The following is a 23,538-nucleotide window of genomic DNA, read 5'->3' on the forward strand; positions in this document are numbered from 1 at the left end:
GGCGGTCTCGCGAGGAGCGGCGAAGGCGGCGAAGCGTCAACGAGCCGGCGAGCCGCCGGCAAAGCCTCGCCAGAGAGCCGCGCGAAAACCGGCGAGCCGCCGGCTGTCACTCCCTCTTCAGATTATACTTCTGCATCTTCCGCACCACGGTGGACTGATTGACTCCCAGCGCTTCCGCAATATCCCGTGTCGTCTTTCCTTCCTTGATATACCGGTGCAGCATAATCTTCTCCAGCTCCTCTGTCGCTGCTTCCAGTGTCAAATCCAGATTCGCGACCATCTTCACCGCCAAGGAAGGCTCTCCCGCTCTGCGCCTTTGTCCGGTGACCCACGGCAGATCCTCCACCTGAAGATACTCGTTATTGCTGACGATCACCATATTCTCCATGATGTTTTTCAATTCACGGACGTTCCCCTTCCATTCTTCGTTTTCCATCTCCTGCTCCACCTCATAGGTGAGAACCTTCTCCTGCCCGTACATCCGATTGAATTTACTGAGAAAGTACATCGCCAGCGGAAGAATATCCTCCTTCCGCTCCCGAAGAGGCGGAACCTCCAGCTGCACCACATTAAGACGAAAATACAAATCCTCGCGAAACTGTCCATCCTCGATCATCTGCTCCAGATTCCGGTTGGTCGCCGCCAGCACCCGCACATCAATATGCCTGGAATGCACCGAACCCAGCTTCCGAACTTCCTTTGTCTCCAGAAACCTCAGCAGCTTAACCTGAAAATCCAGCGGAGTCTCACCGATCTCATCCAGAAATACCGTTCCTCCGTCCGCCGCCTCCAGCAGCCCGGTCTTCCCCGTCTGCATCGCGCCGGTAAAGGCTCCCTTCTCATAGCCGAACAGCTCCGATTCCAGAAGATTGTCCGGGATCGCCCCGCAGTTGATGGTAATAAACGGTTTGTCCCTGCGCGCTCCGTTATTATGGATGAACCGGGCAATCTCCTCCTTGCCCACGCCGGACTCGCCCAGAATCAGCACAGTAATCTGAAAATCCGCCACCTTTTTCGCCAGCGTCAGAATGTCCCGCATCGACTTGCTGACCGCGATAATCGGCCGCTCCGTATCGCTCATGCTGGAGAAATCGGTCATCCTCTCCATATAGAGCTTCTCCGAATTCCGGGACCGCTGCAGTTCCTCCGTCAGCTCGTAAATCTCGGTGATATCTCTGGCGTTGATGACGATAATCTTAATCTCTCCGTCCTCATCAAAGATCGGCCGCCCCGTCACCATGATATGACGTCCCGACTTGACCACCTGCCGCTTGGAAACCGTCGTCTTCTGCTCCGCGACAATATACGCCACCGAGTTCGGCATCCAGACGGGGTTGATCAGGTCTTTCATATATTTTCCTTCGATGTCACTTCTCTTGATTTCCGCAACACGCTCATAAGAGTCGTTAACAAAGAGTACCTTCCCTTCCTTGTCGGTGACAAGGATTCCATCAAAAGAACCCTCCAGAATCTCGATCAGAGACTCTGCAAGCTTCTCCTTGCCGGCCGCACTCAGCAGCGGATTTTCTTTTTTCTTCGCATTATCCTTTGTTCCCATCGACACCATCCCGTGATATTTCACCGTTTAGTTCAGGCACAAAGCCCAGTCCGCCGACGCCGAGGTCCGCCCGCGCCAGAGCCTTCCCGCCGACGCCGCTTACGAATAAACCGCAAATAGAATCAGTTTCCTCTTTTCCCGTACAGTGTACTACAAAAACCTTTTCAATGTCAATTTACGGACGGGGTGTCTCAGACGCATGTGTGGACGATGTATCGACGCACGGGAGCCGCTGCAATAAAGCCCGGAGCATGAAGACCGGCCGCACGAGGGCCTGCTGCGATAAAAGTCAGACGCACGAGGGTCGGGCGCAGTAACTCCGGAAGCATAAAGACCGGAGAGAGCCGGACGCACAAGGACCGGGCACGATAAACTCAGACGGTCATCAAATCCTCGAACAGGTCCAGCTGCACGGATTCATTCTTTTCTTCAAAGGTGCTGAGATATTCGAAAATCTGATCGTTGTCATGCAGGATTCCTTTTTCTTCGCACAGGCTGTGGAACAGGTCCATCAGCATATCGGCGCGCGGGCTTTCCAGCTGGTACCGCATTCCGTAAGTCCGTATGTATTTTTCCTTTATTCCGGGGAAAAGCCTGTCCAGCTGGCGGTAGAAGTACTCGCGGCTGCCTTCGCGAAGTGTCATCCCCATTCCAAAACAGATCACTCCGCGCACCTTCGCCTCCGCACAATAATCGATGATGCCCCGGATATTCTCTTCCGTGTCATTGATAAAAGGAAGGATCGGGCAGAGCCAGACGACAGTCGGAATACCCGCCTCATTCAGCTTTCGCAGAGCGGCCGCACGTTCCTTTGTCGTGCTCACGTTCGGTTCAATCCGGCGGCAGAGTGTTTCATCGCAGGTTGTCAGCGTCATCTGCACAACACATTTTGTTTTCTCATTGATTGCCCTCAGCAGATCGAGATCCCGCAGCACCCGGTCTGATTTTGTGATCAAAGTAAACCCGAAGCCATATCGTGCGGCAAGCTCCAGCGCCTTACGGACGCTCCCAAGTTCATCCTCCAGAGGAATGTAAGGATCAGTCATAGAGCCTGTCGCCAGCATGCATTTTTTCCGTTTCTGCCGCAGCGCGGTCTCCAGCAGCTCCGCGGCGTTTTCCTTGACCTCAATATCTTCAAATTCATGATCCATATGGTAACACCGGCTTCTGGAATCACAGTAAATACAGCCATGAGTGCAGCCCCGGTACAGATTCATTCCGTTTCGCGGAGATAAAATTCCTTTCGCTGTTACAAAGTGCATTCGACGTTCCTCCTGCCAAATCGGCGTTCCTCTCTGCCAGTTCTGACGGCGCACGCTGCCACTGAGTTGTGTGCCGCGGCGCTGCCGGACGGGTTGGCGACGCCCAGAGCCGAACGGGTTGACGACGCCCAGAGCCGAACGACGAAGATTGTATACATATAGCGCTGTTTGAGTTAGAGGCCTTTAAATCTGCCACATTTTTGATTTTTTTCGAGAAATGTGGCAGATTTCACGAGATTTTTACTATGTATAACATATATTTTATAATTGAGGTATCCAAATCACGTCATTCGTACCCGATTTTATAAAATTTTATAGAATCCCGTTGCGCCAAAGTGTACTTAGTGTACATTTCCTTGTGTGAAATGGTAAAAAATGTAAATCTGTGAAAGAAAATCTGCCACATTTTTGGTTTTTTTCGAGAAATGTGGCAGATTCTCCGAACAATGGGCTTTTAAGCGGCTTTGAAATCGTCAATTTACGATTTGTATCACTTGCCATTAATCGAAGTCGTCATTCTTTGTCACTTCTTGTCGTTCTTCGTCATCTTTCGGCCGTCGTGCAAATCAGACAGGTCCATCAAAAGATGAAGTCAAAAGATGAAAAGGATGAAATTCTGCAATCGGTGTCGAATATCTGTCAGGGTACTTTCCGAAACTGTTGCAGGCTTACTCCAGCACCTCTTGTGAGGGCATTCCTGCATCTGCTGTGAGAACGTTCCAACACCTCTTGCGAGGGCATTGAATTTCTCAGCCTCTGAATCTGGCCAGGAGCTCTTCGCACTGCTTGCGTGTTGCGTCAATCAGCTCGTGGCTCTTCTGCTCGGCAAGGGCGATTTTTGCGTCTGCCTTGGCGCGGGCTTCTTCAACCTGGGCGTCGGCGCGTTTTCTTGCGGCGGCAACCTGAGCATCGGCACGTTTACGGGCCTCTGCCAGTTCTTCCTGGGCTCGGCTTTTGGAATCCTTCAGAACCTGCTCCGCCTGTGTACGCAGAACCTCTGCCTGGGAGAGGAGGGATTCCGCTTCCTTGCGCTCGGCGTCCGCCTTCTGCTGAATTTTCTCATTGATGCGCTGCTGACGGACCATTGCCTCAGCAACTGCGGTCCGGGCGTCTTCCTCTGCCTTCTGACGAAGCTTTACAACCTCTCTGTCTGCTTCCGCCCTCTTTGTCTCGATTTCCCTGGCCGCCGCAGCTTTCTTTGTTTCAATTTCTTTGTCCGCCGCAGCTCTTTTCGCTTCGATTTCCCTGGCCGCTTCTGCCTTTTTCGCCTCCGCATCCATTTTGGCGGCATACCTGATGCCTACGGCTTCCTCCTCCGCCTGCTTCTTTGTTTCCGCGGCTTCCTCCTCCGCTTTCTTACGCGCGCCGGCTGCCTCATCAGCCGCCGCCTTGCGTCTGGCGTTGGCCTCAGCGAGAGCCTTCTTGCCTTCTTCCACTGCCGCGTTCTTCAGTGCGGCCACCTCTGCCGCGGTGCGCTGCTGCATCGTCCGGATATTGGAAAGATAGTCATTTGCGGTCTCCTGTGCCTTCTCAAAGATACCGCTCAGAGATGCGGTCGCTTCCGCAATAGACCCCGCTTTATCCATCGTAATTTGGCGATTCTTCAGTTTTTCCTGCGCCTCCGAGAGCTGCTTCGCGGCCTCGTCATACTGCTTTTTCACTGAGCTGAGCTGTCGTCTGGTACTGTTCAGTTTTTCCTGTGATTCTGCCAGAAGCTTATTCGCCTGCGCTCTGGTGACATCCATCTCCTGCTCCAGTGCTTCTTTGTCCTCCGCCGCTCCCCGCAGCAGTTTAATCAGCTGTTCACGTGTCAGGTTCGCCAGTTCTCTGTCATTCATATCGTCGTACTCCTTCCGTATATCCCTCCGTGTTTTTTTACAAAAGCTTTTTCATATGTTTTTCGCACAGCGCGGACAGCGCGGCATGCTCTGCTGCGTGCGGTTTCGCGAATGCCGCGCGTTGTCGTCGGCCGGCGTTGTCGCCGTGAGTCGCTGCCAATCGCCGTGCTGAAAATGCTACTCGAAGATTTCCGCAGCGGCAGCCAGTTCCTGAATGATGCCGATGTGCTGTGGACAGACTTCCTCGCACTGCCCGCATTCGACGCATCTGGATGCCACGCCGCCGTCGCGGGTCTGCCACTCGTAGGTTCCCTGCGCACCCGGATCATGATACAGGCTGCGATTGTTCATGGCCTTGAAAATTCCCGGGATCACGATCCCCTGCGGACAGCCTTTGACGCAGTAACCGCAGTTTGTACAGGGGATGCTGGGCAGACTGCGCATCTCCTCCGCCACCTTTTCCAGGAGCGCCCGTTCATCCTTTGTCAGAGGCTTGCCGCTGTCGGCGGTGTTCAGATTATCCTCCATCTGCGCCAGATCCGACATGCCGCTGAGCACCGTCAGAACGCCGGGCAGCCCCAGCGCGAACCGCAGCGCCCAGGACGCCTGACCGGCCTGCGGATCAGCTTCCTCCAGGAGCTTCGCCGGACCCTCGGGAAGGTTGACCAGATTTCCGCCCCGCACCGGTTCCATCACAATAATCGGCTTGGCGTAAGCCCTTGCAGCTTCATAGCATTTCCGGGCCTCCACCGCTCCATCCTCCCAGTCCATGTAGTTGATCTGGAGCTGTACAAAATCAACGTCGCTGTGCGCGGCCAGCACCTCCTCGAGGCGTTCTGCTTTGTCGTGAAAAGAAAAACCGTAGTTGCGGATCTTGCCTTCCGCCTTCTTCTCCTTCACAAAATCCCAGAGGTGATAATCCTCGTAGAAATGCGTTCTGTCCTCGCCGAGATTGTGAAGCAGATAATAGTCGAAGTAGCCCGCTCCGGTGCGCCGCAGAGATGTCTCAAACATCTCCTTCGCCTCCGCCTCACTCTTCGCCAGAAATGCCGGGAGCTTGGTGGCGAGATAGAAGCTGTCTCTGGGATAGCGGTCCACAAGCGCCTCCTTCGCAGCAGTCTCCGACTCTCCGTTGTGGTAGCTGTAGGCCGTATCAAAATAATTATAGCCGCGTTTCATAAACAGATCGACCATCTGCTTCACGGTTTCGATATCGATTTCTTTGTCCTTCATCGGCAGACGCATGAGACCGAAGCCCAGCCGTCTGACGTCCGTAATCTTTTCGTAACTCACTGCTTCTCCTTCCTGTATTTCCACGATATATCCAAATCCCGGCTCGGGAATCCAGTCCCACATGCTGCCGTTTACATCGGGAAACAGCTCCATCATCATCGCGGCAATCACCCCGCCGTGGCAGACCGTCACCGTGACCGCATCCTGTCCGCCGTGCCTGTGTGACCACATTTTCAGCCGGTGGAGCCCGATCAGCTTCTTTCTGCCGGCAGACACGCGGCTGCGGAACGCATTGCGGGACTCCCCTCCGGGCGGCTCCGCATCGCCCGTTTCATCGAAAGCCCAGCGGTCAAACTCCGGATTTCCTTTCATCTCATCGTAGGTATGGCACTCAAATTCGCCGAACCGCATCTCCTGCAGTTCGGGAATTACTTTGTACTCCCTCTCCCCATAGAGAATCCGCAGGGTCTCCACGGTTCTTCCCAGTCCGGAAACGATGAACTGAGCGTCGTCCGGAACCTCCGGGTAAACGCCTTTGTCACGAAGACGGCAGAGCGCTTCTCTCCCCTGCGGTGCCAGCGGAATGTCAACTCCGCCGTAGAACCAGCCTTTAAGGTTTCCCTCTGTCAGACCGTGACGCAGCAGAATCAGTCTGGACACCATTATTTCACCACCTGTGGAATCCCGCAATAGATCCGGATCACGTGCTCCGCATGCTTTCCGAGGTAGACCAGACACCGTCCGACCTCCTCCCGCCAGGCGCGCTCATCCCTGTTCATCGGCACGACCCCCTGGGTCACATCATCCGCCAGTATGATTTTGTCGCTCAGCGCGTCCACGTTGGACACCAGGTACTCCTTGGCCTCGATCCCTTCCCGGACGCAGGCCAGCACAAAACGGTCGAAATGGTTCAGCGCCCTCGCGTTCAGGTCCACGGACGGCCAGTAGCTGCCGTCGTTCTCGGCGCAGTCGAATATCTCTCCGTCCGACAGCCCGTATGTTTCCTTTGCGTAATCCAGCTTGCCCTGGAACGCTCCGCCAAATATCAATATCATATGTTGTCTTCTCCTTCTCTCGATTTCCCGCAGTCGCGCCGGCGTCATCGAACAAAGCCCGGGGCGGCTCTGCGTGTCTGTCCGTTCAGTTTCCCGCAGTCACCGTCAGTGTCACGATTCCCGCAAACTCCGACCAGCAGATCATATATCCCGCGATGTCTCCGCTCATGCCGCCCAGCTGCCTCCGCGCATAGCGTCCGGCGATTCCCGCAGTCACCGCCATTTCGACAATCATGAGTATGGCCGGGCGGAGAAAGCTCTGCCGGTACGCCAGTGCCAGTGCGGGCAGAACACAGATCGCGCATAAAACACCGTTCATCACATGCCATTTCCACTTCCCCGGCTGCCGGTAATCCTCCCTGTACTGGCTGGTGCCGAGCGGCCTGTGCCGCATCACGGCAGCGCCCGACAGGCTGCGGCTGAGCACCGGAATCATGAAAAATGTCACACACGGGACTTTGTCCCAGCACACACTCATACACGCATACCACGTCAGCAGCAGGAACATCAGCGTTACCACGGCGAATGCTCCCACCGTGGAATCCTTCAGAATCCGCTGTTTGTCCTCCATGGGCCGGCGGGAGAGAATCGCGTCGTTGCAGTCCATGAAGCCGTCCAGATGCATGAACCCGCAGAGAGCGAACAGCAGAAACACCGCCAGAACCGCCGCCAGAGGCGAGGGGACCGCGAGGCCCTGCGGCTGCGCCGCGTCGATGCTCCGCATGCTCCAGATCACCAGTCCCCATATGCTCCCGATAACCGCACCGGTCAGAGGCAGGAACGCCAGCATCATGTTCTTCAGCCCGCCGTCCCATTTTTTGTACGGGCAGGGAAGCGTAATAAAATTCCCCCACGCCATGAAAAAAGCCGTTATAAATTTCATTTCAGCTCCTTGAAAAATCCGAAACCCGTTTCAATGACCCGGTCGCAGACCGCCGCCAGAGTCCGGTCGCAGAGGGCCAGCGCCCGCCGGTAATTCTCCGTCGCCGGGTCAAACACTCTGGCGTCCGAATAGATATAATCCGAGACGAACACCGTGCTCCCGGTTTCCCGGGCGAACCGCTCGAGGTCTGCGGCAACCCGTGCTCCCGCATCCGGGTCATACTCGCCCTTCGGCGGAAACATCTCGTTGGAGAGAAGCGCCGTCACGCTGTCCATCAGAAACACGCCGTTTCTGTCCACGTCAGGTCTGTCCAGAAGAGCGCAGAGATCTGTTCCCTGCTCCAGAGTCGCGAACCCCCAGCCGTCTCTGGCCGCCAGGTGTCTGCGGATCCTGGTCCGGTCCTCCTGATCCGTCGGAATCATGGTCGCCACGTAATACAGCGCGGCTCCGCGGTCCGCCGCCATATCCCGGGCCAGTTCCTGGGCGTGAAGGGATTTCCCGTTTTTGCATCCTCCGCTGACAAATATATTCATCAGAAAAAGTTTCCTTTCTTGATTTCCTCCAGATATCCGGCGTCGATAGAACCCTCCGCCAGAGTCTTCATCAGATCCATGGACGCGCAGCCCGCTTCCATTATCTTGAAGGCGACCGGACAGCCGCTGCCTTCGCCCAGCCGCATCCCCAGATCAAACATAGGCTTCAGTCCGAGACGTTCCATCGCGGTGTTGTAACCCACCTCCATGGACTTATGAGAGGCGAACATATAATGAGTGACCAGCGGCTGGATCTCCCTCGCCATCACGGCCGCCACAATGGAGATAAACCCGTCGATGACCACCGGCATGCGGTTGCGGGCAGCGCCCAGATAGCATCCGGTCATGGCGCACAGATCGAAACCGCCGACGGCGGCCAGTTTGCCGATGGGATCCATATCCCGGCACCGGACGCCAGCGTCCCGGACAATGCGGATTTTCGTTTCCAGACCTTCATTATTCAACCCGCCGCCACGACCCACCAGATCCTCTGCCTCAACTCCGGTCACCGCGCTCAGCAGACACGAGCTGGTCGTCGTGTTTCCGATTCCCATTTCACCGATACCGCAAAGCTGAATCCCCGCCTTTTTCATGGCATCCGCCGCCTCGAATCCGGTCAGGATTCCCTGTATCGCCTGCCGGCGCGTCATCGCCGGCTCCTTCGCCAGGTTCTTTGTTCCCCGCGCGATGCTCCGGTTCACGATCTTCACCGGGATGCTCCCGTCCTTCGTCAGCATGCTGTCCGTGTACAGTTCCTCCGGGATATCCTCCGCGACGCCCATGTCCACGTCCAGCACATCGATGCCGAAGTAGCGGGCCTGCGCGCTCATTCCGGTAATCCGCCGGGTAAAGTTGATGGTCTGGCACAAAGTAACGGTCTGGGGCGCGGAAGCCACGCCCTCCGCCACAACGCCGTTATCACCGCAGAACACGGCGATGCACTGCTTCCGCAGGTCGTTGCCCGTCACGTTTCCCGTGATTCCCGCCATCCGTATGGAAATATCCTCCAGCCGTCCGAGACTGCCGGGGACCTTCGCGAGTTCCTCCTGGCGGGCCGCCGCCTTCTCCATCGCCTCCCGGTCAGGCGGACAGATCTCCCGGCTTAGCGCTTCTATATTTTTCTCATCTTTTTCACAAATCATGACGCAAACTCCTCGTTTTGTTTTGAATACAAATATCTTATCATATTTTTGTCCAGAAAAAAAGTCGCGCATCTTGAAAGTCGGAACTCCCGTAAATATAATCTAAGTATACTTACATAAGTATACTTGATGAAGAAAGGTTATTGAGTTTATGAACAAGAGACTGAAAAGTGACATTCTGCTGCTTCTGACAGCATTCATATGGGGATCCGCCTTTGTCGCTCAGAAGGTGGGCGCAGATATCGGAACCTTTACGTTTAACGGCATACGGACCTTTATCGGCGGGCTGGCCCTGCTTCCCGTGATTCTGATTCTGGATTCCATGCAGAAGAAGAAAGGAAACGGCGAAGCCCCCGACCCAGCGCAGAAGGCTGCGGACCGGAAGGTTCTTCTGGCCGGCGGTCTCAGCTGCGGAATCGTGCTGTTCATCGCCTCGACACTTCAGCAGTACGGCATCTTTTTCACCACTGCCGGCAAATCCGGGTTCATCACATCGCTGTATGCGGTCATCGTACCGTTCCTGGCCGTCGCGACCGGCAAGCATGTGAAGAAAATCATCTGGCTCTGTGTGGTTCTGGGCGTGACCGGGCTGTATCTGCTGTGCATGACGCCGGGAGAAGCGTTCCGCATTCAGCGGGGAGATTTCTTCGTCCTGCTCTGCGCCTTCGCTTTCGCCGTGCACATCATGGTTATCGATTATTTCTCGCCAAAGACCAACGGCGTCAAGATGTCCTGCATCCAGTTCCTGACCGCGGGCGCGATCGGAATCGTATGTATGTTCATCTTCGAGAACCCGAGCATGACGGCGATTCTCCACAGCTGGTTCCCGATTCTGTATGCGGGCGTCTTCTCCTGCGGTATCGCCTACACCCTGCAGATCGTGGCACAGGCTGACGCGGATCCGTCGGAGGCGTCGCTGATCCTCTGCCTGGAGTCTGTATTCTCCGTCATCACCGGGGCGATCATGCTGCACGAGAGCATGGCTGTGCACGGTTATCTGGGATGCGCACTGATCTTCGCGGCGGTCGTAATGTCTCAGCTTCCCTCCAGAGAAGAGCGGCTGGCGGCGAAGAACCGCTGAACAAAATTGAGTCCTCTGAAACTGCGTTTCTAACGCATTCATTAAACACGAACAAAATGCGGACAGTCTACCCATATCGTTTGCATTTTGTTCGTGTTTTTGCTGAAAGTGAAAAAATATTCGTTATTTCCGAAGGACAGAGACGAATAACTTCTTGAATCCGCCTTCTGAAGACGTGTATAATAATTAGTGTCTGCTCATTAAGTCCCCGTCGGACTTAATGGGCGCTGACGGCAGTTTGTCAGCAGCGCCGTGGCGCAAAATCCAACGGAAAGATGCGCCGGCAGACACTAATTGATGCTTGTGCTCAGGGATTCGGCCGTTTCCGAATCCCGCTGCCGCAGGCTTTTCGGATGAAACGCTTGAAAACCCTGCGGCGGGCCACCGAATATGCTCTCTGTATTATTGATATTTCAAGCATATTCGATGACTGAGCGCGCATTAACTATGTCTTTTTATTATTCATTCAACTAAAAGGAGAAAGAGTTTATGGAAAAGTTTTTCAAGCTGAAGGAGAATGGCACGGATGTGCGGACTGAGGTTACCGCCGGCGTGACCACCTTCCTGGCGATGGTCTACATTCTCGCCGTCAATCCCAACATCCTGGCTGCCTCCGGCATGAACAGCGCCGCGGTATTCACGGCTACCGCTGTCTCCGCCGGATTCGCCACGTTAATCATGGCGTTTTACGCAAATTATCCGGTCGCTCTGGCCTCCGGCATGGGTCTGAACGCCTATTTCGCGTTCAGCGTCTGCGTCCCGATGGCCAAGGCGGGCGTACAGGATCCCTGGAAAATCGCTCTGGCGGCGGTACTCTGTGAAGGTATCATTTTCATCCTGCTCTCTCTTACCCAGTTCCGTGAAAAGCTGGTCAACGACATCCCGATGAACCTGAAATACGGCATCACTTCCGGAATCGGTCTCTTCATCGTCATCGTCGGTCTGAAGGGCGCGGGCATCGTAATCGGCGATCAGTCCACACTGGTCACCATGGGCAAGGTCGGCTCCCCGGAATTCGTTCTGGCCATGGCAGGTCTGATCATCATCGCGGTTCTTCACCACTATCGAGTGAAGGGAGACATCCTCATCGGCATCCTGGCCACCTGGATTCTGGGAATCATCGCGCAGGGCGCAGGCTGGTACAAGGTAGATGTTGACGCAGGCGTCTATTCTCTGATTCCGAGCTTCGCGGGAGGATTCCTGCCTGCCAAGATGAACATGTTCGCATTCGACTTCGACTGGATCGGAGCACACGTCATGGACTTCGTCGTCATCGTGTTCTCCTTCCTGTTTGTTGATATTTTCGACACTGCCGGAACCCTCATCGGCGTCGCCTCCAAGGGCAACCTGCTGGATGAGAACGGCAAACTCCCGAGAGCCAAGCAGGCGCTGCTGTCCGACGCCATCGGAACAGTCGCGGGAGCCTGCATGGGAACCTCCACAGTCACTTCCTATGTCGAGTCCAGCGCGGGCGTCGCGGCCGGCGGAAGAACCGGTCTGACCTCACTGACCACAGGCGTACTGTTCTTTGTTTCCCTGCTGCTGTCCCCCATCTTCCTGGCAATCCCCAGCTTCGCCACAACCCCGGCTCTTCTCTGGGTCGGCCTGCTGATGCTGAGCTCAGTCAAGAACATGGTGTTCGACACAGATACCGACCTGGCGGACGTCGTTTCCGGGTTCATGGCCATCGTCATGATGCCCTTCACCTACTCCATCGCCAACGGAATCATGTTCGGTATGCTCTCCTGGGTGCTGCTGAAGCTTCTGACCGGAAAAGCGAAGGAGATCAACGGAATCATGTGGATCTGCTTCTTCCTGTTCGTGGCCCGCATCATCACTCTGGTTGTATAACAAAGGATAATTCAGGGAGTGTGAGGAGTCTTTCTTCACACTCCTTTTTTCGTGAAATAATGCGTGCTCAGCCATCGACTATGCTTTGAGACAGCTCATCGCAGAGAGGTATACAGACACAGATAGGCAGCGTCTGCCCGTCGGTTTCCGGCAGGCGCTGTTTTATTTGTAATCCCGGAAGAAACGCATCAGCCCGTTGTAAAGATACGGATATGTATAGTAGTAGTGATGGGAGCGTCCGGCGAACTCGGTGAAGCTCAGGTTTCCATCGTAGAATCCGGTATCCGTATATGTGAACACGTCGGGATAACCCTTCAGGGTGTCCACAACGCCCTTTGTTGCCGCGCACATGAAATCGTCACTTCCCGAAGCCGCGAAGATATAATAGCCGTCCTTCCCGTAGCCGGATTTCCTCGCCGACTCAGCAAGCGCCGGCGCGGTCGCGGCGTTCTCGCTCTCATTATATCCGGCCTCGTCGTAGTACAAAGGCATGCTGATCGGCAGATAATATTTGAAGTAGCTGATGCGATCCCGGAACACCCGCCAGGTCGTGCATCCGCCCATGGAAAAGCCTCCGATCGCCCGGTGTCCGCGGGAGGCCCGAAACCCCTTCGGCGTCGTGTCCGCCGCGTAGGTGCTGTATTTCTTCTCCACCGCAGGCATCAGGTAATCCGCGATTTCATCCACCATGCCGTTCAGTTCTGTGTAATAGTCTGTATATTCCTTTGTATATGTCGGAGTGACAACGATGAGCGGCTCGATTCTCCTGTTCTCGATCATATTGTCCAGCACGTTCTTAAACGTGTGCGGAAGGAGCCTGGTTCCGAGCCAGGTCGTTTCGGAGCCTCCGTATCCGTGACAAAGGTAGAGTACGTTGTATTTTTTCGAAGAGTCGTAATGATACGGCAGGTATACGGTCGCCTCCTTCCGGACCGTCCGTCCGCTGCCGTCGATCAGCCGCGTGTCATAGTCAATCGTTGTCAGTGTTCCGCGCCGGTCGGCGCTGCTCTTATACGATGACGGCATCTGCTGAATTTCGGTTATCATTTCCTTCTGCAGCGCCGCCTTCCTCGCTGCGGCCTCCGCCTTTCTCTGCTCTGTCACCTGCTGATGGTGCAGAACTGCGCCGCAGCCTGCCGCCGCTGCCGCGAGAATGAGAATGACGGCCGCAATCCTCCGTCTCGCCCTGTTGTTCCCCTGTTTCCGTTCCGATGATACTCTCATACTGACCCCTTTCCGGTCTGCCTTCTGATACTGCTTTCGTTCCATTTTAATCAAAATATTCTTTATTGTCAATATATACTATGTTTTAAAGAGTATTGTTTATTCATACTATCTCCTGTATACTGAAAATGAAAATCTAACGAAAGGGATTCCTATGGCCAGAGGACGAAGCAGTTTTAAGATGGGAACCGTGGAAATGCTGGTTCTCTATCTGTTAGAAAAGAAAGATTTATACGGGTATCAGCTGACGAATCTGATCCGGGAGATTTCAGAGGGCGATGTTGATATGCAGGAAAGCACTTTGTACCCCACCGTCTACAAGCTTCGGGAGAAGGGCTATCTTTCGGAGCGGGAGGTCATCGTCGGCAAACGCCGTCTCCGGGTGTACTATCACCTGGAAGACTCCGGACGGGAACGGCTCGCTGACCTTCTGGAGGATTACCGGCAGATTACCCGCGGCATCCGGCGAATTCTGGAATGTGACACGCTGCCGGAGGAGCAGGAGAAATGAACGGGAAACTGTCACGGGAGCTCAGCAGCTATTTCCGCCAGATCCGGCTTCTGATGCCCGTCTTCACCCGACGGGAGAAGCAGTTTCTGCGCATGTTCCGGGAACGGGTGCTCGCCTTTGCGGAGGAGAATGAATCCTGCGATCTGCCGGCGGTCATCCGGCGATTCGGAACGCCCCGGGACGTGGTCTCCGACTATCTGGACGCCATGGACACGTCGGACCTTTTTCATCATCTTTCTGCGTGGAGGATGATCCGGCGCGTCATTATCATCATCATGCTGCTGGTCATTCTCACCGTAGAGATTCAATGGGGAATGGTCGAGGTTTCCCGATACATCTGTAACCATCATCCCCGTATCGTTACAACTCTGACCGGGGGCAGATAAAGCGCCGGGGAACGCTGCGGAATGTTGCAGGCACCGCGCCGCGGGCTGCCGGAGAACGCCGCGGAACGTCGCAGGCAGGTTGAGGAAGGTTGAAGTAGTTTGAAGAAAAGCACCCTTGACACGGAACTGAACACCTATTTTCGCAATATACGGCTGCTGTTTCCGGTCTATGCCGGGGCGGAGCGCCGCTATGTAAAGGCGCTGCGGCGAGAGATCCGAATATACGCCGAGGAGCACGAAGGCGCTTCAATCTCCGAGATTATCGGCAAATTCGGCTCGGCGAAGGACGTCGTGAAATCGTATCTGAACGCGATGGAAAACGAGGAGCTTTACCGCTATCTCAGACGCTGGAATCGTATCCGCCGCTTTCTGGCGGTGATTCTTCTGGCCGCCTTCATCCTGTCGGCCGCGAAAATCGGTTTTGTTTTCTACAATTTCTACACCGGTCTCGACTCTATCGCGGTGACAGAGGAGACGGTAATCGAATAGCGCCCGCCGCACGTGCGGGTCAGAACCGGAAAAAGCATCCACATCCAATCACGGGAGAAGAAACATGTGCAGAAAAGGAAGAACAATCAAAATAACGGGGCTGCTGACCGCTGTTTTCCTGCTGTTCCTCACGGTCCAGCCGGTCCTCGCGGCAGACGGTGAACAGAGTACCAGCATCCGGCGGCTTCCTGACGGAAGTTACTATGAAACTATTGTCGAGACCGTCCCTGGGCAGCCGGGGGCACTTGCTTCGTCGAGGATTTTCGCTCCGTCAGGAGTTTATACCGTGACAAAATCCAAGACTACCCGCTACCGCAGCGCATCCGGGTCTGTTTTGTGGTTCGTGAAGGTCACCGGCACCTTCCGGTACGGCAGAGGCTCCTCAACCTGCCTTTCCTCCCGGGTCACAGCTAAATCCAGAAACAAAAGATGGAAGGTGACCAACCGCCGCGCCGGGAAAATCAAAAACAAGGCTATCGCGTCCGCAACCGCCAAACGATACGAAAACGGAGAGGTGGTACAGAAGATCCACAAAACCGTCACGCTGACCTGCACTGCCTCGGGACATTTCTATAAACGGGCGCACCGCACCGGAGCCGAAGGGCGCCGCCATTCCTCTGAAAAAAGGCAGCGCCGCGGCGCACAGTCCGGCGGCGAAGTGCGCCGGCAGAGCATGTATTAAATGAGCTCCAGCATCTCCTCCAGGATCATTTCCTTCTCCTCCGGAGAATCCACCCTGGCCGCTTCCTTCCGGTATTCCGCCATCATAGCGCTGAAGATGTCATCCAGCCCCGGCGGAGTATAGCTGATCGTGTTTGCACCCGCGGCGATGGTCTCCCGGATGGTGTCGTCCGTGGGTCCACCCGTAGCAATGATGGGCACTCCCGGAAACTCCGCCCGGATATGCCGGACCAGCTCCGGCGTTTTGGCCGCGGCGGATACGTTCAGAATCGACGCTCCCGCGTCCAGACGTGCTTCAATATCTGTATTTTCATTAACCACTGTGGCGATGACCGGGATATCGATTACCCTCTTGATCATCTCGATATTTCCGTTCTGCATCGGCGAATTGACGACGACCCCGTACGCGCCGTCCGCTTCCGCATCCTTGGCGATCAGCGCGGTCCGCACGCCCTGTGTCGTTCCGCCTCCCACGCCGCAGAACACAGGAATCGACGCGGTATTGATAATCGTCGTATTGATGATCTGCTGCGGCGTAAACGGATATACGGCAAGCACCGCATCCGCGTTGCAGTTACGTATGATAGCGATATCCGTGGTGAAAATGCAGGATTTAATCCTGCGGCCCAGCACCACCATTCCCTTGGCGCTCCAGATCACCTCAGGCATCTGAATTGACTTGGCTCTCAATGTTCCGTTAATTCTCGGTATGTCCTTGTAAGTCATCATTGCATCCCCCTTCATTACTTGTATCATCTGTGCGGCCTGCGCGGCCGCCGTCTGTATCGACCGCATGACCTGTCCGGCCGCATGTTCCGTCTGCATCATCCGTCTCCGGAGGAGTCTTCTCCGGATCTGACGCCGGCCCATCCGGTTCTGACACCGCCGGCCCATCCGGTTTCGGAGGCGCCTCCGCCGTTCCGAAAAGCTGCCGGTCCAGCGCGTCCTCTGTGACATTCATCTCCACCACCGGAAACAGGATTTCTGTCGTATAAATCTTCTCCTCCTCCATGGCGTGAAAGGCGCCGTTCATATCCTCACAGAGCCGCTTGCAGGTCCGGACGCCGATTTTGGTGCTCTCCACCTTCTTCGCCTCTTCATGGATATGATTCTGCAGCACCAGCTTGATTCTGTCCAGAATCAGATCTGCCTTTATTTCCACGGAGAAAGAGTGATCCGCATACTTCATGATATTTGAAAACAGATTGTCGAAGAGCCGCCGCATGGAAGAGATGTCCACATCCACCAGAAATCCCTCCGGCACATTGTACTGCAGATTCACATTGAACCCGCAGCCGATGGTCTCCGCCACGTGCTCCACCAGAAGCTGCTGAAACAGAATCCCTGCATCCATCCGCTCCAGCCTGATCTCCTGTTCCTGATTGCCGAAAACGAGGAAATACCGGAACAGCCTGTCGGAAAGATCCTTCAGCTGAAACGCCTTTTCCCTGCAGGATCCGATGTACCGGTCCAGCTCCTCGCGAGACTCAAACTTGCCACTCTCAATAATGTCCAGGTATCCGATCAGGGAGGTCAGCGGCGTCCGGATATCATGAGACATAGACGTGATCAGTTGCGTATTGGCGTCCCAGGCGGCCTTCTCGTTCCCCATCTTTTCAAGAATCGCGGTCCGCATCACATCCACGCTCGCCGCCAGCTCTCCGATCTCATCCCGATGTCCCGGAACGATGCGCCGGTTCAGATCCCCTTCGCTGATTTTCCGGACATCGTCAGAAAGGTCGCTGACCCGCTCCAGCACCGTACTGTTGTAGATGAGAATAGTCATCAGGAACAGCACCGCCGCGATTAAGACCGCAACGATATCCATGATATAGTACCAGCGCTTCTCTCCGTTGACGTTGATATATGTATAGTACGTCCCGTCCGCAAACGTCACGTACCGGTTATAGACATCCTCCTTGAAATCCTCAGGGCTCAGATGCTTCACCGTGTCTGATTCCGTCGTCCTCGCTCTGTTCTTCTGCACCGTCAGGCTTCCGTCCTGCGCGCCGCGCGTATCGCTGGAATCCACAATCCAGCCGCCGCTGAACACATCCTTGTTGTTATCCCAGACAAGCAACTGCGTGTAGCTTTTTCCGGCGAGCCAGTTCTGCAGCGCCCGGCTGTCCGTCGCCTTTACGTGATTTTCTCCGACAAAGGCTTTCAGCTCGCGGTAGCGGTCCCCGACCGCCGCGGCCTTGGCTTTGTCCGAGAGATAATATCTCTGCGCAACATAGTCTTCAAGCACAGAGCACGCCAGAAACCCGCCGACCGCGAATACCGCCGCGACAAGCACGGCCACGATCAGCTTGAAATTCAGCGACAGATAATGCACGCTCCACCAGTTCCTGATTTTCACCCTGCATTTATTCAATCCGGTAACCCTTTCCCCAGACAGTCTTGATAATTTTCGATTTGCTCACGTTGTCCTCCAGCTTTTTCCGAAGGTTCAGCACGTGCACCATAATCGTGTTCCCGGCGGACGGAAGGTACTTCTCACCCCAGACGCTCTCATAGAGGTCTTTGTTCTGCACCACCTCTCCCCGGTGCTCCATGAAATACCGGAGAATGTCGAACTCCTTGTCGGTCAGGTTGATCCGGGTGCCGTTCCTGCGCACAGAACGGGTCCGGATATCCACCACCACGTTCTCCGCCAGCACCTGTGTATTCTCGTCCGCGGTACGGACGGGATACGTGTTATATTCCGTATGGCGCCGGATGAGGGATTTCACCTTCATCAGCAGCTCCGTCTGGGAGAACGGTTTCACCAGAAAATCGTCGCCGCCGCTGGTATACGCCGCCACCTTATCCTGATCCTGCGATTTCGCGGTGAGGAACAAAATAGGAACCGACGAGGTCTCCCGCACTCTGGCGCAGACCTCCAGCCCGTCCATCCCGGGCATCATGATGTCCAGAATCATCAGATCCGGCGACGGTCCGGCAAGCACGCGCTCCACCGCCTTCCGGCCGTTCTCCGCTTCCTCCACGGCAAATCCCTCGCTGCCGAGAAGCACCGACAGCACCTTCCGGATATCGGGATCGTCGTCCACAACCAGAATTCTGTTATGACTCATTTTCCCTCCTTCCTCCGCCTTCGCCGCACACGCTGACGCCCGCCGCAGCCTCCGTGCCGACGCCCGGCGCGCCGCTCATGCTTATAACAGCCGCCTCGCTCGCGCCGTCTTCGCCGCACAGCAGGTCGAAATCCTCCAGGCTCTCGTAATAGAAATCCGCCGTCCGTATGATTTCCTCCCGGTCCTTTTCGCTGACCGGATCATAAACCCCGACCGTCCGGAAGCCCGCCGCCTCAGCGGTCCGGATCGCATAAAGCCCGTCCTCGAACACCCATGTGTACTCCGGCTGCGTCTGCATGCAGTCCTCCGCCGCATAGAAAATCGCCGGACTGTTCTTTGTCGCCCCCACCTCGCTGCAGGTGAAGATTCCCTCAAAGAGCTCCCGGATTCCCAGCCGGTCAAACGCCGCCTCAATGCATTTCCGATGCGTGGAGGTCGCCACAGTCAGATGGATCTCCGCGTCGTACATCTGCTGAAGAAGCTTCCGGGCGCCGGGCTTGAAGTCCGCCTCGCGAAAGTAGAACTGCTCCACCTGCTCATCGATTCCCCGGGCAATCTCCGGAATCGACATGGTCAGTCCGTAATGATCGATCAGATACTGCGCGCCGGTTTCCACCGTTTCCTCGAACAGCAGATCCCCCAGTCCGGGCTCCGCCTGAATTCCCAGCGTGGCCAGAAAACGCGCCCCCGCGTCGTGCCACACCGGCATCGTGTCCAGCAGCGTGCCGTCCACGTCGAAGATAACGCCGTCAATCATTCTGTTGCAGTTCTTCTGATTCATATCTGATATTTCCTGTATTCCTTTCCTGTTTCAAGATCAACCCACGTAAACGTCTCCTCCTCCAGCAGCATATAGCTGTGGGGGCTGTCCTCCTTCGGTATGGACACCGACCCCGGATTCATGTACAGAAAATCCGGAAAGCCCTCGCACCGGGGCACGTGGGTATGCCCGTTCAGCAGAATCGTTCCCGGCGTCATCGGCGGTCTGTGCTCCGGATTCCAGATGTGTCCGTGGGTGGCGTAGATCGTAAGACGCTCTGTCATGAACAAAGCATAATCCGCCAGAACCGGGAAGTCCAGCACCATCTGGTCCACCTCTGCCTCGCAGTTGCCTCTCACGCAGAGGATCCGGTCCGCATACGGGTTCAGCATCCGGATAACCTCCTTCGGTGCATAGTCCCGCGGCAGATCATTCCGCGGTCCGTGATACAGAATGTCGCCCAGCAGCAGAAGCCGCTCCGCGCCGGATGTCCGGAAAGCCTCAAGCATACGCCGGCAGTAATACGCCGACCCGTGAATGTCAGACGCAATCATGAGCTTCGTCCGCCCCTCCGCTCCCGGCGACTTCTTCGCTTCCGCTGTTCCTGCCGTTTCCTTTCCTTTATTTGCAGGCATCCGCCCCTCCTATCTCGCGAAGGTACTGACGTAAACGCTGACGCCGTACCCGTCGTTAAAGACTACAACATACCAGCGCTTTCCGATCCGCCGGCCGTCCATACCGTTGTCCCGGATGGCCTTGACCTCCTCCGATTGCCGGATTTCCTCCAGCATTTTGCGGTCTATGATCTTGCCGTCCAGGTTCGTGATTTCTTCTCTCGTCATAATTCGTCACCTCTGATTTTATAGAAAAAATTATACCATATTATGCGGTTCCCTTCAATTCATGATATTCGGTTCGGCCCCGCCTGCGATATTCGGTTTCGCCCCCCGCGAAGGGATGCGCGCCCCGGGGAAAGCACAAAAAACGCGGAAAAGCTGCAAAAAACCGCGAATATCCGACCGTTGGGCACGAAACACTTGTAATTTTTATTGTTAACCATTATAATAAGGAGACAGGACGCCGCGCGGGTTTCTCCGCGCGCTGTTTCAGAGTATTCATCCGGAATCGAAAGAAACGAGGTTGACATGAACAGTACGTTGAAGCGGAATATTATTGTTGCCCTGCTCTGCGCCGGAATCGCTGTCACATTTTCGGCCGCGACACTGACGAGCAAGGCCTTTGCCGCGACAAAGAAACCCGCGCAGACGAAGATCTCCTATACTGCCAGCAAGGAGGAAAGCCGGCTGGACGTGAAGTGGAAGAAGGTTTCCTGCTCGGGCTACCAGATTAAAGTTGCGACGAACAAAAAATTCACTCATAATAAAAGAGTTCTGACTCTAAAAGGGAAGAGTGCGACGCAGACGACCTTCACCGATCTGATCCGTGGCAAGGTATATTACATTGAAGTCCGCGCGTATAAGCAGAAAGGGAAATCCCGTTATTACGGGAAATGGAGCAGCGTGAAGAAATGCTGGGTATTTTCCTATGCCGGGCGGGTCACCACGAAGCCGACCTGCGAATCGGGCGTGAAGACTTACCTGGATCCCTCCAGCGGCGCTGTGACGGGAACCAAGGTCATTCCCATGACCCACTCTCACGAAATTTCCAGGAAGACCGCACGCCGGATCACCGGTAAAACCGCCCACACCACCGGCGTCTGCGCAGCATGTGATCAGCCCTTTAATTATATCCGTCGCACTCTCGCGGACAAAAGCAAGGTCACCTTTGTTGCGCCGAAGAACACTGACGCCAACGTCACCAACCCGACCGTCACCAACAGCGACGGCTACACCTACAACTACAAGCTCTACTACCAGAATTCTACCGCTCTGGATTACAAATATCCGGAATATCAGGCCTATCTGAAGGCGCACGGCTGTTCCACCTGCTCACTGACCACCGTGCTGAACGCCACCGTTCCGGCGCTTGCAGACTACACGCCGGACAGAGTCATCGAGGAAGTGGAGCGGACCGTCTTCGGCACTGACGCGGTAAACGCGAATATGAGCAAAACTCTGAGCAAACAGATGCCGGTCAACCTGAAAGGCATCTCCACAATCCTCACCTACTACGGCGTGAAAAACAAGTACGTCTACAAATATACTGCAGCCTCCGCGAAGAAGGAGATCACCGCTCATCTTAAGGAGGGCAATCCTGTCATCATCACGCTGCCCGGCAAGAACAATTATGCCGGCGGCACGCACACCATGGTCATGCTGGGACTGGACGAAAACGGGGACGTCATCATGGGTGACTCGCTGAAACAGAGCAGCGGCAAATGGGGAAAGGACAACCGGCTCGTGAAGTTTGACACGGCCAAAAACGGCAACGTCAATACGGTGAGCAGCATCGTGAAAAGCTTCAGCGCCTATTCCACCTCCAAATCCAAGGTGACCAGGAGCATGTACTATACAAAGGCAAAAGCCGGAAACATCGGATACGTTCTGGTCAACTGACGCGCGCTCAGCCGCCGGATTACGCGCTGCGGCACAGATGCACGGCAGGCGCAACAGGCACACGCCGCATACGACAGATGTACGATGAATACGATAACAATAACGGACAAATATGCTGAATAAAATCTGTGATCTGCTGGAGAAAACCGGCAACATCAGAAGAAGTTCCTATCTGTGGAACGCCATAAACGCGATGCTTTCTGCCCTGCAGAGTCCGGTCATCCTGATGGTGATGACCCGGACCAACGGCGTCTACGACGCCGGGGTCTTCAGCATCGCTTTTGCTGTTGCGAGCCTGATGCTCTATGTGGGCCTCTACGGTCTGCGTCGTTTCCAGGCCTCGGACATTCATGAAAAATACAGTTTCCAGGAATACCAGGCCATGCGCTTTGTCACCTGCGGTGCCATGATCGTCGCTTCTGTCGCCTACTGCGTCTACGGTATCGGCTTCAAGGGCTACGGCCCGGAGAAGGCCGCTGTCGTTTTTCTGATGTGCATGCTGAAGCTGGTGCAGGCCTATACTGATGTCATCCACGGAAATATGCAGCAGAAGGATCGCCTGGATGTGGCCACAAAATGCTCCTCCGTCCGCTATGTCCTGGAGGTCCTGGGATTAATTGCTGCGCTGGCGGTGACGCATGACCTCCTGCTTTCCAGCATCGTCTGCGTCGCGGTCTCCGTCATCGGAATGATGCTGACGACTGTCAACGCCGGCCATCGCTACTGCGAATCCTACCGTCCCTCCATCAGCCGCGGGAAATTCCGCACGCTGCTCATCGACGGCTTCCCCATCTTCATCAGCCTGTTTCTGAACATGTATATCAGCAACGCGCCGAAATACGCCATCGACGCCTATCTCACAGAAGAAATCCAGGCCGTCTATAATATTATTTTCATGCCCGCCTTCATGGTCATGCTCATCGCCAACTTCATTTTCAATCCCATTCTGACGTCTTATGCGGAGCTGTGGCTGTCCGGCACCCGCGAAGCCTTCCTCGAGCTGAACCGCCGGATCCGGCAGCAGCTGCTGCTCGTCCTGGGACTTACTGTGCTCGGTCTTGCAGTCGCATGGACAATCGGCATCCCGATCCTGTCCTGGATCTTCGGCGTGGATCTTCACGCCTACCGGATAGAGCTGTGTATCGTCATGATCGGCGGCGGCGCGCTGGCGTACGCCACCTTCTTCAGTACCGTTGTCACGATTATCCGTGAACAGAACTTCCTTCTGGTATGCTACGGCATAGCGGCGCTGGCCGCTTTCGTCCTGTCCGGCATCCTTGTCAGAAACCACGGAATCCTGGGAGCGGCGACCCTGTACGCAGTAATCATGACAATTCTGGCCGTACTGCTGGCAGTCCTGACATTCAAAAAGCTGTCCGACGCCCGCAGAAATCTGCAAAACGCCTGACAGCTATAAACATCAGTTTTCTTGTTTCCTTCAGTCAGTTCCTGTCTTTCGGC

At 55.3% G+C, this 23,538-nt stretch carries 23 protein-coding genes; 8 read left to right on the forward strand and 15 right to left on the reverse strand.

What is annotated here, in order from left to right:
* Positions 1–106: 106 nt before the first annotated feature.
* The 8 genes from BHK98_RS07890 to cobT all read right to left on the reverse strand — a co-directional run bounded on the left by BHK98_RS07890 (position 107) and on the right by cobT (position 9,504).
* Positions 107–1,558 (reverse strand): sigma-54 interaction domain-containing protein, encoded by a 1,452-nt coding sequence (locus tag BHK98_RS07890; RefSeq protein WP_158024478.1) that lies wholly within the window; start codon positions 1,556–1,558, stop codon positions 107–109.
* Positions 1,559–1,932: 374 nt separating this feature from the next.
* Entirely contained in the window at positions 1,933–2,820 is an 888-nt protein-coding gene (locus BHK98_RS07895; RefSeq protein ID WP_075713142.1) for an SPL family radical SAM protein, read from the reverse strand.
* A gap of 749 nt (positions 2,821–3,569) precedes the next feature.
* A complete protein-coding gene (locus BHK98_RS07900) occupies positions 3,570–4,658 on the reverse strand; it encodes a DUF883 family protein (RefSeq protein WP_075713144.1) in 1,089 nt (362 codons plus the stop codon).
* Between the two features lie 177 nt (positions 4,659–4,835).
* Positions 4,836–6,554 carry an aldo/keto reductase gene (locus BHK98_RS14000; protein WP_158024479.1) on the reverse strand — a complete coding sequence of 573 codons (1,719 nt, stop codon included), beginning with the start codon at positions 6,552–6,554 and terminating at the stop codon, positions 4,836–4,838.
* A complete protein-coding gene (locus BHK98_RS07915; protein ID WP_075713146.1) occupies positions 6,554–6,946 on the reverse strand; it encodes a bifunctional adenosylcobinamide kinase/adenosylcobinamide-phosphate guanylyltransferase in 393 nt (130 codons plus the stop codon). Before BHK98_RS07915 ends, BHK98_RS14000 begins: the two co-directional genes overlap by 1 nt.
* A gap of 85 nt (positions 6,947–7,031) precedes the next feature.
* Positions 7,032–7,829 (reverse strand): adenosylcobinamide-GDP ribazoletransferase, encoded by a 798-nt coding sequence (locus BHK98_RS07920; RefSeq protein ID WP_075713148.1) that lies wholly within the window; start codon positions 7,827–7,829, stop codon positions 7,032–7,034.
* Positions 7,826–8,362, reverse strand: coding sequence for a bifunctional adenosylcobinamide kinase/adenosylcobinamide-phosphate guanylyltransferase (locus tag BHK98_RS07925; RefSeq protein WP_075713150.1), 537 nt, complete (start codon positions 8,360–8,362; stop codon positions 7,826–7,828). Before BHK98_RS07925 ends, BHK98_RS07920 begins: the two co-directional genes overlap by 4 nt.
* Positions 8,362–9,504 carry a nicotinate-nucleotide--dimethylbenzimidazole phosphoribosyltransferase gene (cobT, locus tag BHK98_RS07930; protein WP_075713152.1) on the reverse strand — a complete coding sequence of 381 codons (1,143 nt, stop codon included), beginning with the start codon at positions 9,502–9,504 and terminating at the stop codon, positions 8,362–8,364. Before cobT ends, BHK98_RS07925 begins: the two co-directional genes overlap by 1 nt.
* 151 nt (positions 9,505–9,655) lie before the next feature.
* Between cobT and BHK98_RS07935 the strand changes: the two genes are divergently transcribed.
* Together BHK98_RS07935 and BHK98_RS07940 are read left to right on the forward strand one after the other, a co-directional pair.
* Complete coding sequence (locus BHK98_RS07935) at positions 9,656–10,585, forward strand: DMT family transporter (RefSeq protein ID WP_075713154.1); 930 nt, start codon at positions 9,656–9,658, stop codon at positions 10,583–10,585.
* 489 nt (positions 10,586–11,074) lie between these two features.
* Positions 11,075–12,436, forward strand: a complete 1,362-nt coding sequence (locus BHK98_RS07940; RefSeq protein ID WP_075713156.1) for an NCS2 family permease — start codon at positions 11,075–11,077, stop codon at positions 12,434–12,436.
* Between the two features lie 162 nt (positions 12,437–12,598).
* Here the strand turns inward: BHK98_RS07940 and BHK98_RS07945 are convergent, their stop codons facing one another.
* The gene (locus BHK98_RS07945; protein WP_075713158.1) at positions 12,599–13,660 is read right to left on the reverse strand and encodes an alpha/beta hydrolase; all 1,062 of its coding nucleotides are present in this window, start codon (positions 13,658–13,660) and stop codon (positions 12,599–12,601) included.
* Between the two features lie 154 nt (positions 13,661–13,814).
* Between BHK98_RS07945 and BHK98_RS07950 the strand changes: the two genes are divergently transcribed.
* The 4 genes from BHK98_RS07950 (at position 13,815) to BHK98_RS07965 (ending at position 15,728) form a co-directional block, all read left to right on the forward strand.
* Positions 13,815–14,171: a PadR family transcriptional regulator gene (locus BHK98_RS07950; RefSeq protein WP_075713160.1), complete on the forward strand. Its 357-nt coding sequence runs from the start codon at positions 13,815–13,817 to the stop codon at positions 14,169–14,171.
* Positions 14,168–14,557 (forward strand): DUF6120 family protein, encoded by a 390-nt coding sequence (locus BHK98_RS07955; protein WP_075713162.1) that lies wholly within the window; start codon positions 14,168–14,170, stop codon positions 14,555–14,557. The genes BHK98_RS07950 and BHK98_RS07955 overlap by 4 nt, the downstream gene beginning before the upstream one ends.
* Before the next feature lie 99 nt (positions 14,558–14,656).
* Complete coding sequence (locus tag BHK98_RS07960) at positions 14,657–15,046, forward strand: DUF6120 family protein (protein WP_075713164.1); 390 nt, start codon at positions 14,657–14,659, stop codon at positions 15,044–15,046.
* A 64-nt stretch (positions 15,047–15,110) separates the two neighbouring features.
* Positions 15,111–15,728: a hypothetical protein gene (locus tag BHK98_RS07965; protein ID WP_075713166.1), complete on the forward strand. Its 618-nt coding sequence runs from the start codon at positions 15,111–15,113 to the stop codon at positions 15,726–15,728.
* Here the strand turns inward: BHK98_RS07965 and BHK98_RS07970 are convergent.
* Genes BHK98_RS07970 through BHK98_RS07995 form a run of 6 tightly spaced genes read right to left on the reverse strand, consistent with a single transcriptional unit; the run spans position 15,725 to position 20,403 of the window.
* Positions 15,725–16,456, reverse strand: coding sequence for a beta/alpha barrel domain-containing protein (locus BHK98_RS07970; RefSeq protein WP_075713168.1), 732 nt, complete (start codon positions 16,454–16,456; stop codon positions 15,725–15,727). The genes BHK98_RS07965 and BHK98_RS07970 overlap by 4 nt on opposite strands.
* Positions 16,425–18,101 (reverse strand): HAMP domain-containing sensor histidine kinase, encoded by a 1,677-nt coding sequence (locus tag BHK98_RS07975; RefSeq protein WP_075713170.1) that lies wholly within the window; start codon positions 18,099–18,101, stop codon positions 16,425–16,427. The genes BHK98_RS07970 and BHK98_RS07975 overlap by 32 nt, the downstream gene beginning before the upstream one ends.
* The gene (locus BHK98_RS07980; RefSeq protein ID WP_075713172.1) at positions 18,094–18,801 is read right to left on the reverse strand and encodes a response regulator transcription factor; all 708 of its coding nucleotides are present in this window, start codon (positions 18,799–18,801) and stop codon (positions 18,094–18,096) included. The genes BHK98_RS07975 and BHK98_RS07980 overlap by 8 nt, the downstream gene beginning before the upstream one ends.
* Positions 18,791–19,582 carry an HAD family hydrolase gene (locus BHK98_RS07985; protein WP_075713174.1) on the reverse strand — a complete coding sequence of 264 codons (792 nt, stop codon included), beginning with the start codon at positions 19,580–19,582 and terminating at the stop codon, positions 18,791–18,793. Before BHK98_RS07985 ends, BHK98_RS07980 begins: the two co-directional genes overlap by 11 nt.
* Positions 19,579–20,196, reverse strand: coding sequence for a phosphodiesterase (gene yfcE / locus BHK98_RS07990; RefSeq protein ID WP_083628165.1), 618 nt, complete (start codon positions 20,194–20,196; stop codon positions 19,579–19,581). Before yfcE ends, BHK98_RS07985 begins: the two co-directional genes overlap by 4 nt.
* A gap of 9 nt (positions 20,197–20,205) precedes the next feature.
* A complete protein-coding gene (locus BHK98_RS07995) occupies positions 20,206–20,403 on the reverse strand; it encodes a hypothetical protein (RefSeq protein ID WP_075713176.1) in 198 nt (65 codons plus the stop codon).
* A 303-nt stretch (positions 20,404–20,706) separates the two neighbouring features.
* Here BHK98_RS07995 and BHK98_RS08000 point away from each other — a divergent pair, with 303 nt between their 5' ends.
* Both BHK98_RS08000 and BHK98_RS08005 read left to right on the forward strand, forming a co-directional pair.
* The gene (locus tag BHK98_RS08000; protein WP_075713178.1) at positions 20,707–22,077 is read left to right on the forward strand and encodes a fibronectin type III domain-containing protein; all 1,371 of its coding nucleotides are present in this window, start codon (positions 20,707–20,709) and stop codon (positions 22,075–22,077) included.
* 112 nt (positions 22,078–22,189) lie between these two features.
* Positions 22,190–23,485 carry a lipopolysaccharide biosynthesis protein gene (locus BHK98_RS08005; RefSeq protein WP_075713180.1) on the forward strand — a complete coding sequence of 432 codons (1,296 nt, stop codon included), beginning with the start codon at positions 22,190–22,192 and terminating at the stop codon, positions 23,483–23,485.
* Positions 23,486–23,538 lie beyond the last annotated feature (53 nt).

The organism is Hornefia porci (genome assembly GCF_001940235.1).
Lineage (GTDB): Bacteria > Bacillota > Clostridia > Peptostreptococcales > Anaerovoracaceae > Aminicella > Aminicella porci.

Coding starts and splice junctions, on each gene's coding strand:
- BHK98_RS07890 (WP_158024478.1), bottom strand. CDS start 1,558: ATGGGAACAAAGGATAATGCGAAGAAAAAAGAAAATCCGCTGCTGAGT.
- BHK98_RS07895 (WP_075713142.1), bottom strand. CDS start 2,820: ATGCACTTTGTAACAGCGAAAGGAATTTTATCTCCGCGAAACGGAATG.
- BHK98_RS07900 (WP_075713144.1), bottom strand. CDS start 4,658: ATGAATGACAGAGAACTGGCGAACCTGACACGTGAACAGCTGATTAAA.
- BHK98_RS14000 (WP_158024479.1), bottom strand. CDS start 6,554: ATGGTGTCCAGACTGATTCTGCTGCGTCACGGTCTGACAGAGGGAAAC.
- BHK98_RS07915 (WP_075713146.1), bottom strand. CDS start 6,946: ATGATATTGATATTTGGCGGAGCGTTCCAGGGCAAGCTGGATTACGCA.
- BHK98_RS07920 (WP_075713148.1), bottom strand. CDS start 7,829: ATGAAATTTATAACGGCTTTTTTCATGGCGTGGGGGAATTTTATTACG.
- BHK98_RS07925 (WP_075713150.1), bottom strand. CDS start 8,362: ATGAATATATTTGTCAGCGGAGGATGCAAAAACGGGAAATCCCTTCAC.
- cobT (WP_075713152.1), bottom strand. CDS start 9,504: ATGATTTGTGAAAAAGATGAGAAAAATATAGAAGCGCTAAGCCGGGAG.
- BHK98_RS07935 (WP_075713154.1), top strand. CDS start 9,656: ATGAACAAGAGACTGAAAAGTGACATTCTGCTGCTTCTGACAGCATTC.
- BHK98_RS07940 (WP_075713156.1), top strand. CDS start 11,075: ATGGAAAAGTTTTTCAAGCTGAAGGAGAATGGCACGGATGTGCGGACT.
- BHK98_RS07945 (WP_075713158.1), bottom strand. CDS start 13,660: ATGAGAGTATCATCGGAACGGAAACAGGGGAACAACAGGGCGAGACGG.
- BHK98_RS07950 (WP_075713160.1), top strand. CDS start 13,815: ATGGCCAGAGGACGAAGCAGTTTTAAGATGGGAACCGTGGAAATGCTG.
- BHK98_RS07955 (WP_075713162.1), top strand. CDS start 14,168: ATGAACGGGAAACTGTCACGGGAGCTCAGCAGCTATTTCCGCCAGATC.
- BHK98_RS07965 (WP_075713166.1), top strand. CDS start 15,111: ATGTGCAGAAAAGGAAGAACAATCAAAATAACGGGGCTGCTGACCGCT.
- BHK98_RS07970 (WP_075713168.1), bottom strand. CDS start 16,456: ATGATGACTTACAAGGACATACCGAGAATTAACGGAACATTGAGAGCC.
- BHK98_RS07980 (WP_075713172.1), bottom strand. CDS start 18,801: ATGAGTCATAACAGAATTCTGGTTGTGGACGACGATCCCGATATCCGG.
- BHK98_RS07985 (WP_075713174.1), bottom strand. CDS start 19,582: ATGAATCAGAAGAACTGCAACAGAATGATTGACGGCGTTATCTTCGAC.
- yfcE (WP_083628165.1), bottom strand. CDS start 20,196: ATGCCTGCAAATAAAGGAAAGGAAACGGCAGGAACAGCGGAAGCGAAG.
- BHK98_RS07995 (WP_075713176.1), bottom strand. CDS start 20,403: ATGACGAGAGAAGAAATCACGAACCTGGACGGCAAGATCATAGACCGC.
- BHK98_RS08000 (WP_075713178.1), top strand. CDS start 20,707: ATGAACAGTACGTTGAAGCGGAATATTATTGTTGCCCTGCTCTGCGCC.
- BHK98_RS08005 (WP_075713180.1), top strand. CDS start 22,190: ATGCTGAATAAAATCTGTGATCTGCTGGAGAAAACCGGCAACATCAGA.